We start from the raw sequence: 15,846 nt of genomic DNA, 5'->3' as shown, positions 1-15,846 counted from the left end.
CAGCAAGGCTGTCGTTACGAGAAGGCCGCGTCGATCAATTCCTTTTGTTCCTGTTTATGAGCGGCCGACGAGCCGGTCGCGGGACTGGCGGAGGCCGGGCGATGGATGCCGGAGAACGGAAAGCGGCCCAGCAGATTGCCTTTGAACAGGCGGCTGAGAAACGGCCAGGCCCCCATGTTTTCCGGCTCTTCCTGGACCCATAGGGCCGGTGTACCCTGCGCAAAACCCTCCAGCGTCTCTTCCAGGAATTCGTTCCGCCAGGGATAGAACTGCTCGATGCGGACAATCGCAACGTCGTCGCGCTTCAAGGCATCGCGCTTCGCGACCAGGTCGAAATAGATTTTTCCTGAACAAAGCAAAATCCGTTGTCCCTTCTTCGGCGGGCATTTGTCGTCGGGGATGATCCGATGAAACCCCCCGTCGGATAGGTCGTCCAACGTCGAGACCGCGGCGGGGTGTCGCAGCAGGTTCTTGGGGGTCAGCACGATCAGCGGCTTGCGCCAGGAGCGCAGGACCTGACGGCGCAAGAGATGGAACATCTGTGCCGGGGTGGAGGGCTGTACGACCTGAATGTTGTCCTCGGCCGCGAGCGTGAGCCATCGTTCCAGGCGCGCGGAAGAATGCTCGGGGCCCTGGCCGTCGTAACCGTGCGGAAGCAGAAGGACGATACCGCTGAGCCGGCGCCATTTGTCTTCGGCGCTGACGAGGAACTGATCGATGATGACCTGCGCGGCGTTGGCGAAGTCGCCGAACTGCGCCTCCCACAGGACCAGCGCCTCGGGGTAGTCGAGGCTATATCCATAATCGAAGCCGAGGACGGCTGCCTCCGAGAGGGGACTGTTGTAGACTTCCACCGGGGCCTGTTTCTCGGCAAGATTGCGAAGCGGCACATAGGCTTCGCCGGTCTCATGGTCGTAAAGGATGGCGTGGCGATGTCCGAACGTGCCGCGGGCGGAATCCTGGCCGGTCAGTCGAATGGGAACCCCATCCATTGCTAAGGTTGCGAGCGCCAGCACCTCAGCAGCGGACCAGTCGAGCGGGATCTTACCAGCGGCCATGTCCTCGCGCTTCTTCACGAAGCGATCGAGCATGGGATGGCGCTGAAAACCATCCGGCACGTTGTTAAGCCGGCGCAGCAAATCTGTAAGGCGCTTTCGGTCGACACTCGTATCGACGTCGTCCACTTGCGCTTCAGGACCGCCGCGATAGCCCGCCCAGATTCCCCTGGGCTCCAAATCAGGCGGCTGATATTCCTCGCTGCGGGCGAGAGCGAGCGCTTCCGACAGGGACTCGCGGAAGCGCACGGCGACGTCTTCGGCCTCCTCCGCGCTGAGCTTCCCGAGCTGCAGGAGATGGCCCAGATAACCCTCCCGAACGCCCTGACGCTCGCGGACGGCGCGATACATGACCGGCTGCGTAAAGGATGGCTCGTCCAATTCGTTGTGACCGTGGCGACGGTAGCCGTACATGTCGATCACCACGTCCTTGCGAAAAGTCTGCCGGAAGTCCATCGCCACGTTGACCACAAAGGCGACGGCCTCGGGGTCCTCGCCGTTGACGTGGAAGATCGGGATCTGCAGCATCTTGGCGACGTCGGTGGCGTAAAGACTGGACCGGCCCTCTTGCGGCGGCGTCGTGAATCCGATCTGGTTGTTGATGACGACGTGCAGCGTCCCGCCGACCATGTATCCGGGCAGCTCGCTGAGATTGAGCGTCTCCTGCACGATCCCCTCGCCGGCCATGGCCGCGTCGCCGTGCAGGAGCAGCGCCATCCCGCGCCGCCGCTCGACGTCCCCGACGCGATCCTGCTTGGCCCGCATCCGACCGGTCGCGACGGGATTGATGAACTCAAGATGGCTGGGATTGAAGCAGAGCGAGAGGTGGACCTGCCGGCCCGACGGGGACGTCCAGTCCGTGCTGTACCCGAGGTGGTATTTGACGTCCCCAGCGCCGAGTCGCGTGGCGGGGTCGCGATCCTCAAATTCGTGGAAGATGTCGGCCGCGCACTTGCCCATCAGGTTCGCCTGCACGTTGAGGCGGCCGCGATGGGCCATGCCGATGACAATCTCGCGGACGCCCTGTTCGGAGGCGCGCTCGATCGCCGATTCAAGCAGGGGGATAAGCGTCTCGCAGCCCTCCAGTGAAAACGTCTTGGCCCCGACGAACTTCTTCTGCAGCGACTCCTCGAACACGACCGCCCGCGTCAGGGCCGAGAGGATCCTCAGCTGCTCCTCGCGGGTGAGTTCCAGTCTGCCCTCGGCGCCTTCCATCCGCTCCTGAATCCAGTGGCGGATATCCAGGTCGTCAATGTGCATGAACTGCACGCCGATCGAGCGGCAATACGTGTTGCGCATCCTGCTGAGCAGGTCACGAAGCGTTCGCAGCGGCGGCCCGGCGATAGTCCGACTGGACACCTGCCGATCCATGTCCGCTTCGCCGAGTCCGTAATACTCTGGCGCGAGTTCCGGATGCGCCGGCCGCGGCAGGTTGAGCGGATCGATCCGCGCCATCGTGTGCCCGCGCACCCGGTACGCCCGGATGAGCTGATCGACGCGGTCCTGCAGCACCGCGGCCTCGGTGGCGGCCGGCGCGGATGGCCGCGCGGGCCCTTCGCTCGACTCCGCGGACGCGGGCCGCTCGCCGTTGTTCTCGAAGTCTCGAAAATACGCCTGCCAGGAGTCCGAGACCGACTGCGGGTCGGCGCGGTAGTCCTCCCACAGGCGCGCGACAAAGGCGGCATTGAGGAGGCTCAGGTCGTTTAGTCCGGTGGGTTCCTGGCTCATGCCATCTTTTCAATGACGGTGTGTTCGTCGAGCACCAGATCGGTCAGGCTGCCATCGCCCTCCTCGATCCTAAGTCGCAGGAGCGGATATTCGCCCGAGGGACTGGTGGCGAAGTCGTTTTGGAGTGCGGAGCTGGGTTCAACGTAACAGTCCACCAGCTTGCCCTCCACGGTTGAAGTCCAGGTTCCGAGGGAGGGACTGCCGATCGTTTCGTGAATGCGAAGCGGCGTACCCTTGGGAAGGTCGGTGAGGAGCATGACGCACTCTCCTTAACCCGACGTAATCGCGCGTGTCACCCTTGTCCCGGTCCGACGGGATGATAGGCCCCAACGATCGCCTGCGTCATTTCGGCCCCTTCCGTCCACGACCCTACGCCGGATCCAAACTGCTCTTCGGCCCATAGATCGTTTTGACGATCCGCGTCGGACCGTTGTCCGGGATGATAAAGATGTACATGTCCTGATACCGGTTGGGCGCCTTTCCCGTCCCGCCAAACCGCTTGTACAGCTCGTCGTTGATGCCCGTTGTGCCCAGCATGGTCGAGCCGACGTTTCCGACGAACAGCACGGTCTGTCCGGCGTAGTTCGCGAGGATGTCGTCGGCGACGGCCGCCGCGAAAGCTCCGGTGCTGCCGTACGACGCGTTGTTCCAATGCTTGATTTCGATTCCCAGATGCGCGGCGATCGGCTCCACCGTCTGCATATTGCGGATCAGCTCCGGCGAGAAGATCGCCGTCACGCCGTGCTCGCTCAACACCTCTTTCAGCACCTGGGCCCGCGCCTGTCCCTCGGCGTTCAGCGGCGGGTCCGCCCCGGGGTCACGCTCGGCGTGGCGGATGAGAATGAGCGTCGTGGTCGTGCCCGGCGGCGAATTGGCGAAGCTGATCAGGTTGAGCACGTCGCAGCTCGTGGAGGCGACCGACAGACTGGCGGCGACAAGCACGACAAAAACAAACCGGCGTTGACCCAGGCACATGTCAGAACCCTCCGAGAAATCGATTAGTGGTAAAGACGCTCCGCTAACGGCTATTATGTACGCGAGGACCCGCGGGCGCGAAGCCCCGCCCCATCGCGGCGATCCCGGAGGGCAATGGCCAATGAAACGCAAGGAATATGAAAAAGAACTCCGCAGACTCCAGGCCGAGCTTTGCACCCTCCAGGAATGGATCAAGCACAAGGGCCTCCGCGTGGTCATCGTCTTCGAGGGCCGCGACGCCGCCGGCAAGGGCGGCACGATCCGGGCCATCACCGAGCGCGTCAGTCCCCGCGTTTTTCGCGTGGTCGCCCTGCCGGCCCCGAGCGAGCGCGAGAAGAGCCAACTTTACATCCAGCGCTACATCCCGCACTTCCCCGCCGCGGGCGAGGTCGTGATCTTCGATCGAAGCTGGTACAACCGCGCCGGCGTCGAGAAGGTCATGGGCTTCTGCACCCCGGAGCAATGCGAGCGCTTCCTGGAGTTGTGCCCGATGTTTGAAAAGCACGTCGTCGATGGCGGCGTCCAGTTAATCAAATACTGGCTGGAGGTCGGCGACGACGAGCAAAAGCGCCGCTTCGAGGCCCGGCTGGATGACCCGATCCGCCAGTGGAAGCTGAGCAACATGGACCTGCCATCGCGCGAAAAGTGGTACGACTATTCACGGGCCCGCGACGAGATGCTGGAGGCTACGGACACAAAATTCGCCCCGTGGCATATCCTGCGCTCCGACGACAAGCGCCAGGCCCGGCTGAACTGTATCACGCACCTGCTCAGCCTGATTCCCTACAAGGAAGTAGCCCGCGAAAAAGTATCGCTACCCAAGCGATCTGAAAAGCACGCGTACGACGATCAAGCATCACTCAAGGGGCGGCGCTTCATTCCGGAAGTTTTTTAGAGACGATTTCGCAAGTCCCCGGTCTCCGAGTATGGGCTGGGCCTTCCCCTTGACACCCTGACAGGCCGCCATTGTAATTCCATCAGGAGCGAGGATTACTTCAAGAGCTTGTTCCACCACTCGCCAGGAACCGCCTTTGCGACCGCCGCTCCGAGGTGGACATCTCATGGCGGCAACTCTTCCCCGGGTCCGATCCTGCCTCCTATTGATGACTTTTATGGTCGGCAGCGCAGGCTGCGAAGGTAAGCCGGCGCCCGCCGCGGCAATGCCCGCCGAAGTGACCGTCTGCCAGCCCCTGCAACGCCAGATCACTGACGCCGTCGAGTACACCGGCACGACGTCCGCGCCCGAATCGGCGGACGTCCGCGCCCGCGTAACGGGATTTCTGGAGAAGGTCCTTTTCGAACCGCGCGCCCGCGTCAATGCCGGTGACCCCATTTTCGAAATCGACGCGCGGCCCTTCAAAGCGGCCCTGGAGCGCGCCGAGGCGGACGTGAAGGCCAACGAGGCGCAGCTCGTCAAGGCCGAGTTCGACGCCGAGCGGATTATCGAACTGCAGGAGAAAGGCGTGGCGTCGCCCAGCGAGTTCACCAAGGAGATCGCCAATCGCGATATGGTTCGCGCCTCCCTGGCCGCGTCCAAGGCGATCGCGGAGCAGGCCGCCCTTGAGTATTCCTGGTGCAAGGTCACGGCCCCGATTACCGGGCGGATCAGCCGCAACTACATCGACACCGGCAACATCGTCACGGCGGACCAAACGGTCCTGGCGCGGATCACGAACGACGATTCACTTTTCGCCTATTTCAATTGCAGCGAGCGCGATGTTCTGACGCTCCGTGAGTGGGCCCGAAAGGAGTACGTCGGCGACGGCGGTTCTCCAACCTCCATGCCGGAGATCCGCCAGGTAAAATGGCCGATGTACCTCGGCTTGATGACCGAGGAAGGCTTTCCGCACGTCGGCGTCATGGACTACACGTCCCCCGAGGTAGACGCCTCGACCGGGACGCTTCAGGTTCGTGGAGTCTTTCCTAATTCTAACAACATATTGATCCCCGGCTTGTTCGTTCGGCTGCGTCTCCCGATCGGGAAACCCTATCCCGCGACGGTCGTCCCGGAACGCGTCCTGGGTTCGGACCAGGGGCAACGGTACCTGTTCGTGGTCAATGCCAAGAACGTCGTGGAGTACCGCCCCGTGGCGGTCGGGACGCTTGATGCCGGTCTGCGCGTAATTACACAGGGTATCAGCGATAGCGATTGGGTCATCGTCAGCGGCATGCAGCGCGTGCGGCCCGGCGCGTCGGTCAATGCCCAGCGCGTCCCCATGGAATCGGTGTTGAAACCCGGCACGGCGGGAACAGCCGCGACGACGCAAACCGCGGAGCGCATCGAATCGCGGGGTGATACGCAACTGTGAGCCACGCTGTCCATTTGGCGTAGAGCGGCCGCCCTCGGCTGCTCTGCCGGAGCCTTTTCTTGATCTCCCGTTTCTTCATCGATCGCCCCGTCTTCGCGGCCGTGACATCGATTGTCATTACGATCGCGGGCGGCGTCTCGCTTTTGGTCCTGCCGGTCGCGCAATACCCGGAGATTACGCCGCCGACGGTGCAAGTGACCTGCACGTATCCGGGCGCCAACGCGAACGTCGTCACGGAGACCGTCGCGGCCCCTATCGAGCAACAGGTCAACGGCGTGGAGGACATGCTCTACATGTCGTCCATCTGCACGAATGACGGCGCCTACACCCTCACCGTGACCTTCAAACTGGGCGTGGACCTGAACATGGCCCAGGTGCTCGTGCAGAACCGCGTCTCCATGGCCCTGCCGACACTGCCGGACGTGGTCAAGGCGACCGGCGTAACCACCAAGAAGAAGTCGCCGAACATTCTGCTGGTCGTCAACCTCTTCTCACCGGACCGCCGCTACGACCAGCTTTACATCAGCAATTACGCGACGATCCAGATCAAGGACGAATTGGCCCGCCTGTCCGGCGTCGGCGATGTGTCCTACCTGGGCCAGCAGGACTACAGCATGCGCGTCTGGCTGGACCCGGAGCGCATGGCGGCCCGCGATCTCACCGCAACGGACGTGGTCAACGCAGTCCAAGAACAGAACGTGCAGGTCGCCGCCGGCCAGATCGGCCAGCCGCCCATCCCCGCCGGACAGGATTTTCAGTACACGATGAGCACGCTGGGACGCCTGACGGAGACGGATCAGTTTGCCGACATCATCGTGAAAACTGGGCAAAAGGGAGAAGTCGTCCGCCTGCGCGACGTTGGAAGGATCGAACTCGGCGCCAAGAATCAGGACCAGTCCTGCACCCTGGACGGCGGACCGGCGGTGGGTTTGGCGATCTTTCAACTACCGGGTTCCAACGCCCTGGCGACCGCCGATGGTATCCGCGAAAAGATGGAGGAGCTCAAGAAGCGGTTTCCCGCCGGGATGGATTATGCCATTGTCTACGACACGACCCCCTTCATCGACGAGTCGATTCACGAAGTCTTCAAGGCCCTCCGCGACGCGATCATCCTGGTCGCCATCGTCATCCTCGTGTTCCTCCAGAGCTGGCGCTCGACCGCCATCGCGCTGATCGCCATCCCCGTCTCCTTGGTGGGCACATTTGCCGTCATGGCCGTGCTGGGCTTCAGCCTGAACAATCTTTCGCTGTTCGGCATCGTCCTGGCCGTGGGAATCGTCGTGGATGATGCGATTGTGGTCGTCGAGAACGTCGAGCGCTGGATCGAGCAGGGCCTGTCGCCGAAGGAAGCGGCCTACAAGTCGATGGACGAAGTGACCGTCGCCGTCATCGCCATCGCCTTCGGGCTCAGCGCGATTTTCATCCCGACCGCGTTCCTGTCCGGCATCACGGGGCAGTTCTTCCGTCAGTTCGCCCTGACCATCGCGACGTCCACGCTGATCTCGGCCTTCAATTCGCTGACCCTGAGCCCGGCTTTGGCGGCCCTGATGCTCAAGCCGCATGGGGCCAAGAAGGATCCCTTCGCCCGGCTGCTTGATCTCTCGCTCGGCTGGTTTTTCCGGGGTTTCAACAAGCTGTTTAATCGGTGTACCGAGGTCTATGGCCGGATGGTCACCCTTTGCCTCCGCGGCGCGGCGGCTGCCATGCTGGTCTACGTCGGCCTGCTGGGGTTGACCTATTTCGGCTTCATGAAGATCCCCATGGGATTTATTCCGCAGCAGGACAAGGGCTACGCCCTGATTAACATCCAGCTTCCGGACGCGGCGTCACTGGAACGCACCCAAGCCGTCCTGGCGCAGGTGAATGACGTGGTCCTCAAGACGGCGGGTGTCAAGCACACGATGGGGATCGCCGGTCAGTCCTTTCTGCTGAACGCGAATGGGTCCAACTTCGCGTCCATGTTCGCGGTCTTTGATGAATTCGAGCATCGTCACGATCCCGGCGTTGGGGCTCCTGCCATCATCCAGAAAATCAAACGGGAATGTGACCGGCTCATCCCGGACGCCGTCGTATCGGTGTTCGGCGCGCCGCCCGTGGACGGCCTCGGCACGGCGGGCGGATTCAAGTGCATGGTCCAGGATCGCGGCGATCTGGGACTGGAAATGCTCCAGGGGCAAACGGACAACTTCGCGGCGAAGGGGAGCCAATTGCCGGGGATGCTGGGGATGTTCTCCATGTTCCGCGCCAATACACCGCAGGTCTATGTCGACGTCGATCGCACGAAGTGCAAGACGCTGGGCGTTCCATTGAACGACGTCTTTCAAACGCTGCAGGTCTTCATGGGCGGCTATTACGTCAACGACTTCAACCGCTTCGGCCGGACGTGGCAGGTCAACCTGCAGGCCGAGCCGCGCTTCCGGGCAACCGTTGAGAGTATTCGTGCGCTAAAGGTGCGGAATCCGGCCGGCGAATCCGTGCCACTCTCAACGGTCGCCAAGATCGACGACATGACCGGGCCGGTCATGATCACGCGCTACAACATGTATCCGGCAACGGCGGTCAACGGCGCAACGCTGCCGGGCGTCAGCACGGGCGAGGCGATTGCCATGGTGGACGACTTGGCGAAAAGCGAATTGCCGGCGGCGATGAAGCTCGAATGGACGGAATTGACGTACATGCAGCTCCTGGCCGGCAACACGGCAATCTTGATCTTCCCGCTCTGCCTTCTGTTTGTGTTTCTGACCCACGCGGCTGAATACGAAAGCTGGCTGCTGCCGCTGGCCATCATCATGATCGTGCCCATGAGCATCTTGTGCGCCTTGGGCGGCGTGTGGGCCCGCGGGATGGACAACAACCTGTTCACGCAAATTGGGTTCGTCGTCCTCGCGGGTCTGGCGTGCAAGAATGCCGTCTTGATCGTCGAATTCGCCAAACAGAAACACGAGGAAGGCGACAACCGGTTCGAAGCCGCCCTCGGGGCGTCCAAACTGCGCTTGCGGCCGATTGTCATGACCAGCTTTGCTTTCATCCTCGGCGTGCTCCCGCTCTATGTGGCCAAAGGCGCCGGCGCGGAGATGCGCCAGACGCTCGGCACGACGGTGTTCTGCGGCATGCTCGGCGTCACGTTCTTCGGGATTTTCCTCACGCCCGTGTTCTATTACCTGCTGCAATGGTTCGCCGATCGCCGCGAATCCGCTCACCAGAGCGTCTCCTCTCCGGCAACCCACGGGGCCCATCACGTCGAGACCCCGATCGAAGCCTAACGCGCTTCCGAGTCAATGAACGACCGGCCCCGCGGACTCATGATGGCGGGCGTCTGGGGGCAGTACGTCGCGTCCCGTCCATCGGCGGATCACCGTGAAGAAGACCGGCGTAAGGAACAAGCCGAAATTCGTCACGCCCAACATGCCGAAAACGACGACCGTTCCCAGCGCCTGGCGCATCTCCGCGCCGGCGCCCCGGGCGAATAAAAGCGGAATCACCCCGAAAATAAACGCGAACGAGGTCATGAGGATCGGCCGCAGTCGCAGGTGCGCGGCTTCGATCGCCGCCTCAAAGCTGTTGGCGCCTTTTTCCTGCTGCTGTTTCGCGAACTCCACGATGAGGACGGCGTTTTTCGCACTGAGTCCCGCGAGGACGACGAACCCGATCTGCGTGAAGATGTTGTTGTCCTGTCCGAGCAGCCAGACCCCGGCGATTCCGGAGAGCAGGCACATGGGGACGATCAGAATGATCGCCGTCGAGAGTGCGAAGCTCTCATATTCCGCGGAGTGCACCAGCCAGACGAAGAAAACGCACAGAGGAAATATAAACAGCGCGGTATTGCCCGCCAGCTTTTCCTGGTAGGACAGTTCCGTCCATTCGTAGGAGTAGCCCGACGGAAGCGTCTGACGGGCGAGAACCTCCATGATGGCAATGGCCTGTCCGCTGCTGACGCCCGGAGCGGTGTTCCCCAGAATGTCGGCGGACTGGTACAGGTTGTAACGGTTGATCCGATCGGGCCCGATGATGTCCTTCAGGTTCGCGACGGCGCCGAGCGGGACCATCTTTCCGGCACGGTTGCGCGTCTTGAGTTGGGAAACCGCCGCGACGGTCGCGCGGAACGGGGCGTCCGCCTGTGCCTTGACGCGATAGGTGCGGCCGAGGTAATTGAAGTCGTTGATGTAGAGACTGCCGAGGTACACCTGCAACGTCTGGAAGACGTCGGTGACCTGCACGTCCTGTTTCTTGACCTTGGCGCGGTCGACGTCGGCATAAAGCTGCGGCACATTCGACCGAAAGGTCGTGAACACCGAAGTGAGTTGAGGATTTTTCCGCGCCTCGGCGATCAGTCGTTCGGTCACGGTCTGCAATTGTTGAGGCGTGGCGCGACCGGTATGGTCCTGGACCTGCATCTTGAAACCGCCGGCGTTGCCGATCCCGCGAACCGGCGGCGGCGGAATCACCAAGGCGAGCCCATCCTGAATCTGCGAGAACTCGCGCATCATCTTCGCGGCGATGGCGTCGGCGGATTTCTCCGAGTGCGCCCCGCGATTTTCGAAATAGTCCAGATTGACGAAGATTGTTCCGGCATTGGTCTGGTTCGTGCTATTGAGAATTGAAAAGCCGGAAATGGCGGCCGTCGCCCTTACGCCAGGGATACCCCGCGTAATATCCGCGAGCCGGCCCATGACTTTTTCCGTTCGGTCGATCGTGGCCGCGTCGGGCATTTGCAAGGCGACGATGAGATATCCCTGGTCTTGGGCTGGAATGAACCCGGTGGGAACCGACTTGAAGCCCCAACCCGTCAGGACGAGAAGCCCCGCGTACACCAGTAGCGCCATCGCCGATACGCGCACGACGCGGCGCAGGACGTTCGCATAAGTCCGGGCCCCCGCCTCAAAACTCCTGTTGAAGATTCTGAAAAACCAGCCAAGCAGTGCGTCGAGAAGCCGAGTGAACCAATCCCTCGAATGGCGCGGCCGCAACAAGATGGCGGCCAGCGCCGGACTAAGCGTGAGTGAATTGAAGGCCGAAAGCAGCGTCGAAAATGAAATCGTCAGAGCAAACTGGCGATAAAACTGCCCGGTAATCCCGCTGATGAATGCGACCGGAATGAAGACGGCCGACAATCCGAAGGCGATGGCGATCACTGCGTTCGTCACCTCGTCCATAGCCTTGTAGGCTGCGTCGCGAGGCGAATATCCTTTTTCGATCCAGCGCTCGATATTCTCGACCACGACAATGGCATCGTCGACGACGATTCCGATCGCCAGCACGATTCCAAAAAGCGACAGATTGTTGATGGAAAACCCGAAGGCCCACATGACGCCGAAGGCCCCGATCAGCGAGACGGGGATGGCCAGCAGGGGAATGAGAGCTGCCCGCCAATTCTGTAAAAAGACAAGCACGACAATGACAACGAGTCCGACGGCTTCGAAAAGGGTCCTGACCACGTCCTTGATGCTCGTTCGGACGAACACGGTGCTGTCATAGGGGTAGGCGTAATCCATTCCCTCGGGAAAAGTGCGTTTCAACTCCTCCATCTTGGCGTAAATGGCGCTGGCTGTTTCCAGCGCGTTGGAGCCGGGGAGTTGAAAAATCGGAATTCCGACCGACGGCTTGCCGTTATAGGCGATCGACGAGCTGTAGTCGGCCGCGCCCAACTCCACACGAGCGATGTCGCGCACGCGCGTGACCCGTCCGTCATCACCCGTCTTGACCACGATGTCTTCGAATTGCTCGGGTTCGATGAGCCGACCCTGCGCGGTCACGGTGTATTGAAAACGGGTCGTTTCGGGCGGGAGCGGCGGACCGCCGACGATTCCGGCGGCGACCTGGACGTTCTGTTCCTGCACCGCCTTGATCACGTCGCCCGCGGTCAGGCTGCGCGACGCCAATGCTTGTGGATCAAGCCACAGGCGCATGGAGTAATCGCGCGCGCCGAAGATAAAGAGATCGCCCACGCCCGGCAGTCGGGCGAGTTCGTCGCGAACCTGCAGCGTGGCGTAGTTGCTCAGATACAGCGTGTCGTAACGGTTGTCCGGGGAATACAGCGCGACAACGAGCGTGATGTCCGGCGACGCCTTTCGCACAACGATTCCCAGGCGCCGCACGTCTTCCGGCAGGATGGGTTCGGCAATGGACACGCGGTTTTGGACCTGCACCTGGGCGATGTCCAGGTCCGTGCCGAGCTTAAAGGTGACCGTGAGACGGTAATTTCCGTCATTCGAACTCTGGCTCGACATGTACAACATGTGTTCGACGCCGTTGACCTGCTGTTCAATGGGCGTCGCAACCGTCTCCGTGACCACCTTGGCGCTCGCGCCGGGGTAACTGGCCGTGACCGTAACCGTCGGCGGGACGATCTCCGGATATTGCGCGACCGGCAGGGTGAAGATGGCGAGCCCGCCCACCACCAATATGACGATGGAAAGCACGCTGGCGAAAACGGGGCGATCGATAAAAAAATGCGCGAATCTCATGGCGCAGTTCCCGTCGAGGGGGTCGACGTGGGCGCGGGAGTCGTCGCGGTAGCATCGTCGTCGTAAAACACCCGCGTGGTCGGTCGATCCGGCGATGCCGACTCAAACGCCGTCATCGAAATCTCCGCCTCGTGCGAACTGACTTTCGCACCGGGGCGCGCCTGCATCAGTCCGTTGATGATGATACGATCACTCGCACCAACCCCCGATAGAATCGCCCGCAAGTTTCCAAACAGGGCACCCAGCTTGACCGGGCGCGGTTGAACCACATCATCCGGACCGACCGTCATCACCAGCCGTTGGTCCTGGTCGGCGACGATCGCTTCGTCGGGGACCAGGACCGCCTGGTACTTACCGCTTCCGGGGATCCGGATGCGGCCGAAGAACCCCGGCAGGAGGTAGCCTTTGGGATTCTTAAAAACGCCTCGGCCCTGAATCGTTCCCGTGGTCGGATCGATCCGGTTATCGACGAAATCGATGTACCCTTCATGGGGAAAGTTCGTCTCGTCGGTCAATTGCAGAAAACAGGGTATGTATGCATCGCGCGCGCTCGTGCGCGTCCCCTCGCGCGACATGCGTTGATACTTGAGGACCGAACGTTCATCGGCGTCTACATAGCAATAGATGGGATCGATGGATGCGATCGTGGTCAACAGCGTTCCCGTGCCGCTTCCGCCGGTGATCAGGTTCCCCTCGGTGACGAGTTTTCGGCTTATTCGGCCGGCGATGGGCGCCGTGACCCGGCACCACTCGACGTTCAAGCGCGCCGACTCAACGTTCGCCTTGGCTGCCGATAGCAGCGCCTCTGCTTCTTTGAGTCTGGCAGCCGCCGTGTCGTATTCCGTGCGCGAGCGAGAATCTTTGGGTATGCCCTCGATCCGGTCGAAGTCGACTTTCGCCAAATCCACCTGCGCGGCGGCCTGGGCTTCCGCCGCGATTTTGGCATCCAGATCTGCCTGGAACGGCCGAACATCAAGCTCGACCAGCAGATCGCCCTCCTTCACGATCCCGCCTTCCTGAAAATGGGAGTACATGATCAATCCGCTGACGCGCGCACGAACCTCGACGAAGTCCACGGCGTCGAGATATCCCGTGTATTCGTCCCATTCGATGACTGTTCGCTCGACCGGCCTGGCGACCGTCACCGCCGGCGGGGGTGGCACAGGAGAATCCTTCTTGCGGCAGTTCCCCGATGCCGTCAGCAGTGCCCATGCCGCCAGAGATACGCAAATGCGATTCACGTTGAGGCTCCTAATCCCGCCCGCATTTGTGCCGTAGCATAGCGAGGGTCCGGCAGTCGAGCGAACGCCTTACGCGATTCGCTGAATGACGTCGCTCGCGGAAAATCGAACCTTCGGCAACAGTGCATATTTGTCGTCCGCCGCGCGATACCCTGCCGTCGCGACGACCTGTGCCGCATAGCCATCTTTGGGCAGACGGAGAATCTCGTCGTATTGGGCCGGCTCAATGCCTTCCATCGGACAGGTGTCAATCCCGAGCATCGCCGCCGAAAACATGAAATGGCCCAGTGCGATATAGACTTGTCGCGCCGACCAATCGTTGACGTCAAACCCCGCTCGTGGCGTCGTCAGGCTGCCCACCATCATCTTGCGGAAACCATCCAGCGCGTCGAGCCCCACACCGCGCACCGCGGCGACGCGCGACAGATAACGATCAATATCATCCGCGCTGAGGTTCCGCCGAATCGCGAACACCACGACATGGGACGCATCGGCCACCTGTCGTTGATTCCATGATGCCGCGACGAGCTGGTCTTTGACACGCTGATCGGTGACCACGACGAACCTCCACGGCTGCAATCCGAACGACGAGGGCGTCAGGACCAGCGCCTGTTCCAGCGTCCGCCAATCCTCCGGAGAAATCTTCCGCGTGGGGTCAAACTTTTTCACGGCATAACGCCATTGCAGTTGCTTCAAGACAATGTCATTGTCCACGGGTTTCATGATAATCCTCGTATTTTACGGGCGGCTAATTCAAATCGAACAACAATATTTCGGCGTCGCTGGCGGCGAGTAACTCGACATCAGACTGGTCAACCACCATCGCACCATCCCCTGCTTGCAGAGACTCTCCATTCAGCGTGGTGCTCCCGCGCAGCACCTGAACCCAGGCGCCCCGGCCCGCGGCCAGGCGATGCCTCGCGCCCTGTCCCGCCCGAAGTGTCGCGGCATGGAGTTCGGCGTCCTGTTGGATTTCGATGGAACCGCCGCGACCGTCCGCAGATGCCAGGAGCGTCAGGGACCCCGCCGCACTCAGCGAGGGAAACTTTCGCTGCTCATATCGCGGCAGCGTGCCCTTCCGATTGGGACGAATCCAAATCTGCATCAGATGCACCGAATCCGTTTTCGAGGGATTGAATTCGCTGTGCAGGATGCCCGTCCCCGCCGACATGTACTGCACCTCGCCCGGCTGAATGATCGAGCCGTTCCCCAGGTTATCCCGATGTTCGAGCGAACCCGAGAGCACATAGGTCAGAATCTCCATGTCGCGATGCGGATGCTCACCAAACCCCTGGCCCGGCCGGACGCGATCCTCGTTGATCACGCGCAGGGACCGGAAACCCATGAACCGCGGGTCGTGGTAATCCGCGAACGAAAACGAGTGGTACGTATCCAGCCAACCGTGATCGAAATGCCCGCGATCGTTGCCTCGTCGTATCGTCATCATGATCGTCAACCCTCAATTCCATCCCGCTCCACATACACTTGTTCAGACAACTAAACGTCGAAAAAAACCTGGTCAACCGGGAGCGGACCTTGCTTTCTCCAACAGCCGCGTGAGCGTCGCCAGTTCCGCGCGGTTCATGTGCCCCAACTGACGCAAATGAACCTCCCGCACCGGCGCTCGAAGCCGATCCACGAGTTTCTGCCCCCGGTCGGTAATTCGCAGAAGGACGACCCGGCGATCCTTCTCCGTCCGCTCCCGGCGGACGAGCTTCTGCCGCACCAGCTTATCGACGAGCCGCGTAATATCCGGCACCGGAGTGATGAGGCGATCCCGAACCTCCAGCACGGGTAGCCCGTCCACGCCCCCCGATTTTTCGCCGGCCAGGATGCGAAGAACGTTGTAATGCGCCCCGCAAAGCCCTTGTGCCCGAAAAAGGGGCTCGAACGCCGCGCCCACCCGGGCCGCCGTCCGAACGAGATTCAGCATCGCCTCCTGCTCCGGCGACTCAAAAGGGTCTCGTTTCTTGATTTCCCGGGCCAACGTCGACATCGCAACGAACTCCTATCCGTCTAAACAACTATACGATAAACAATAATTGTTGCAACACGTATGTGAAAGAAATTGCTA

At 61.5% G+C, this 15,846-nt stretch carries 11 protein-coding genes; 3 read left to right on the top strand and 8 right to left on the bottom strand.

All coding sequences use genetic code 11. From position 1 onward, the window contains the following. Positions 1-14: 14 nt before the first annotated feature. From VJZ71_09515 to VJZ71_09505, 3 genes are all read right to left on the bottom strand, one after another. A complete protein-coding gene (locus VJZ71_09515; GenBank protein ID HKQ48292.1) occupies positions 15-2,783 on the bottom strand; it encodes a 2-oxoglutarate dehydrogenase E1 component in 2,769 nt (922 codons plus the stop codon). After that, a complete protein-coding gene (locus VJZ71_09510; protein ID HKQ48291.1) occupies positions 2,780-3,040 on the bottom strand; it encodes a hypothetical protein in 261 nt (86 codons plus the stop codon). Before VJZ71_09510 ends, VJZ71_09515 begins: the two co-directional genes overlap by 4 nt. 112 nt (positions 3,041-3,152) lie before the next feature. After that, positions 3,153-3,758, bottom strand: a complete 606-nt coding sequence (locus VJZ71_09505; protein ID HKQ48290.1) for a histidine phosphatase family protein — start codon at positions 3,756-3,758, stop codon at positions 3,153-3,155. Between the two features lie 121 nt (positions 3,759-3,879). Between VJZ71_09505 and ppk2 the strand changes: the two genes are divergently transcribed. The 3 genes from ppk2 to VJZ71_09490 all read left to right on the top strand — a co-directional run bounded on the left by ppk2 (position 3,880) and on the right by VJZ71_09490 (position 9,330). Beyond that, a complete protein-coding gene (gene ppk2, locus VJZ71_09500; protein ID HKQ48289.1) occupies positions 3,880-4,653 on the top strand; it encodes a polyphosphate kinase 2 in 774 nt (257 codons plus the stop codon). 217 nt (positions 4,654-4,870) lie between these two features. Next, positions 4,871-6,067: an efflux RND transporter periplasmic adaptor subunit gene (locus VJZ71_09495; protein HKQ48288.1), complete on the top strand. Its 1,197-nt coding sequence runs from the start codon at positions 4,871-4,873 to the stop codon at positions 6,065-6,067. A 59-nt stretch (positions 6,068-6,126) separates the two neighbouring features. Then, positions 6,127-9,330 carry a multidrug efflux RND transporter permease subunit gene (locus VJZ71_09490; GenBank protein ID HKQ48287.1) on the top strand — a complete coding sequence of 1,068 codons (3,204 nt, stop codon included), beginning with the start codon at positions 6,127-6,129 and terminating at the stop codon, positions 9,328-9,330. A 12-nt stretch (positions 9,331-9,342) separates the two neighbouring features. On the opposite strand, the gene VJZ71_09485 is transcribed toward VJZ71_09490, so the two are convergent. The 5 genes from VJZ71_09485 to VJZ71_09465 form a co-directional block, all read right to left on the bottom strand. Next, positions 9,343-12,531, bottom strand: a complete 3,189-nt coding sequence (locus tag VJZ71_09485; protein HKQ48286.1) for a multidrug efflux RND transporter permease subunit — start codon at positions 12,529-12,531, stop codon at positions 9,343-9,345. Next, positions 12,528-13,772: an efflux RND transporter periplasmic adaptor subunit gene (locus tag VJZ71_09480; protein HKQ48285.1), complete on the bottom strand. Its 1,245-nt coding sequence runs from the start codon at positions 13,770-13,772 to the stop codon at positions 12,528-12,530. The genes VJZ71_09485 and VJZ71_09480 overlap by 4 nt, the downstream gene beginning before the upstream one ends. 69 nt (positions 13,773-13,841) lie before the next feature. Next, on the bottom strand, positions 13,842-14,495 hold the full coding sequence (locus VJZ71_09475; GenBank protein HKQ48284.1) for an NAD(P)H-dependent oxidoreductase: 654 nt from the start codon (positions 14,493-14,495) through the stop codon (positions 13,842-13,844). Positions 14,496-14,520: 25 nt separating this feature from the next. Further along, a complete protein-coding gene (locus tag VJZ71_09470; GenBank protein HKQ48283.1) occupies positions 14,521-15,219 on the bottom strand; it encodes a pirin family protein in 699 nt (232 codons plus the stop codon). A 72-nt stretch (positions 15,220-15,291) separates the two neighbouring features. Next, positions 15,292-15,768 (bottom strand): MarR family transcriptional regulator, encoded by a 477-nt coding sequence (locus VJZ71_09465; GenBank protein ID HKQ48282.1) that lies wholly within the window; start codon positions 15,766-15,768, stop codon positions 15,292-15,294. Positions 15,769-15,846: the final 78 nt, after the last annotated feature.

It is taken from the genome of Phycisphaerae bacterium, assembly GCA_035275405.1.
Taxonomy (GTDB): Bacteria; Planctomycetota; Phycisphaerae; order UBA1845; family UTPLA1; genus DATEMU01.
Note: the sequence above shows the minus strand (reverse complement) of the source record. Positions and strands in the feature narration are given on the sequence as shown.

What these genes read in the sequence shown, in the direction of transcription:
- VJZ71_09475 (HKQ48284.1), bottom strand. Translation starts at nt 14,495, where the DNA reads ATGAAACCCGTGGACAATGACATTGTCTTGAAGCAACTGCAATGGCGT.
- VJZ71_09505 (HKQ48290.1), bottom strand. Translation starts at nt 3,758, where the DNA reads ATGTGCCTGGGTCAACGCCGGTTTGTTTTTGTCGTGCTTGTCGCCGCC.
- VJZ71_09495 (HKQ48288.1), top strand. Translation starts at nt 4,871, where the DNA reads ATGGTCGGCAGCGCAGGCTGCGAAGGTAAGCCGGCGCCCGCCGCGGCA.
- VJZ71_09515 (HKQ48292.1), bottom strand. Translation starts at nt 2,783, where the DNA reads ATGAGCCAGGAACCCACCGGACTAAACGACCTGAGCCTCCTCAATGCC.
- VJZ71_09470 (HKQ48283.1), bottom strand. Translation starts at nt 15,219, where the DNA reads ATGATGACGATACGACGAGGCAACGATCGCGGGCATTTCGATCACGGT.
- ppk2 (HKQ48289.1), top strand. Translation starts at nt 3,880, where the DNA reads ATGAAACGCAAGGAATATGAAAAAGAACTCCGCAGACTCCAGGCCGAG.
- VJZ71_09510 (HKQ48291.1), bottom strand. Translation starts at nt 3,040, where the DNA reads ATGCTCCTCACCGACCTTCCCAAGGGTACGCCGCTTCGCATTCACGAA.
- VJZ71_09465 (HKQ48282.1), bottom strand. Translation starts at nt 15,768, where the DNA reads ATGTCGACGTTGGCCCGGGAAATCAAGAAACGAGACCCTTTTGAGTCG.
- VJZ71_09485 (HKQ48286.1), bottom strand. Translation starts at nt 12,531, where the DNA reads ATGAGATTCGCGCATTTTTTTATCGATCGCCCCGTTTTCGCCAGCGTG.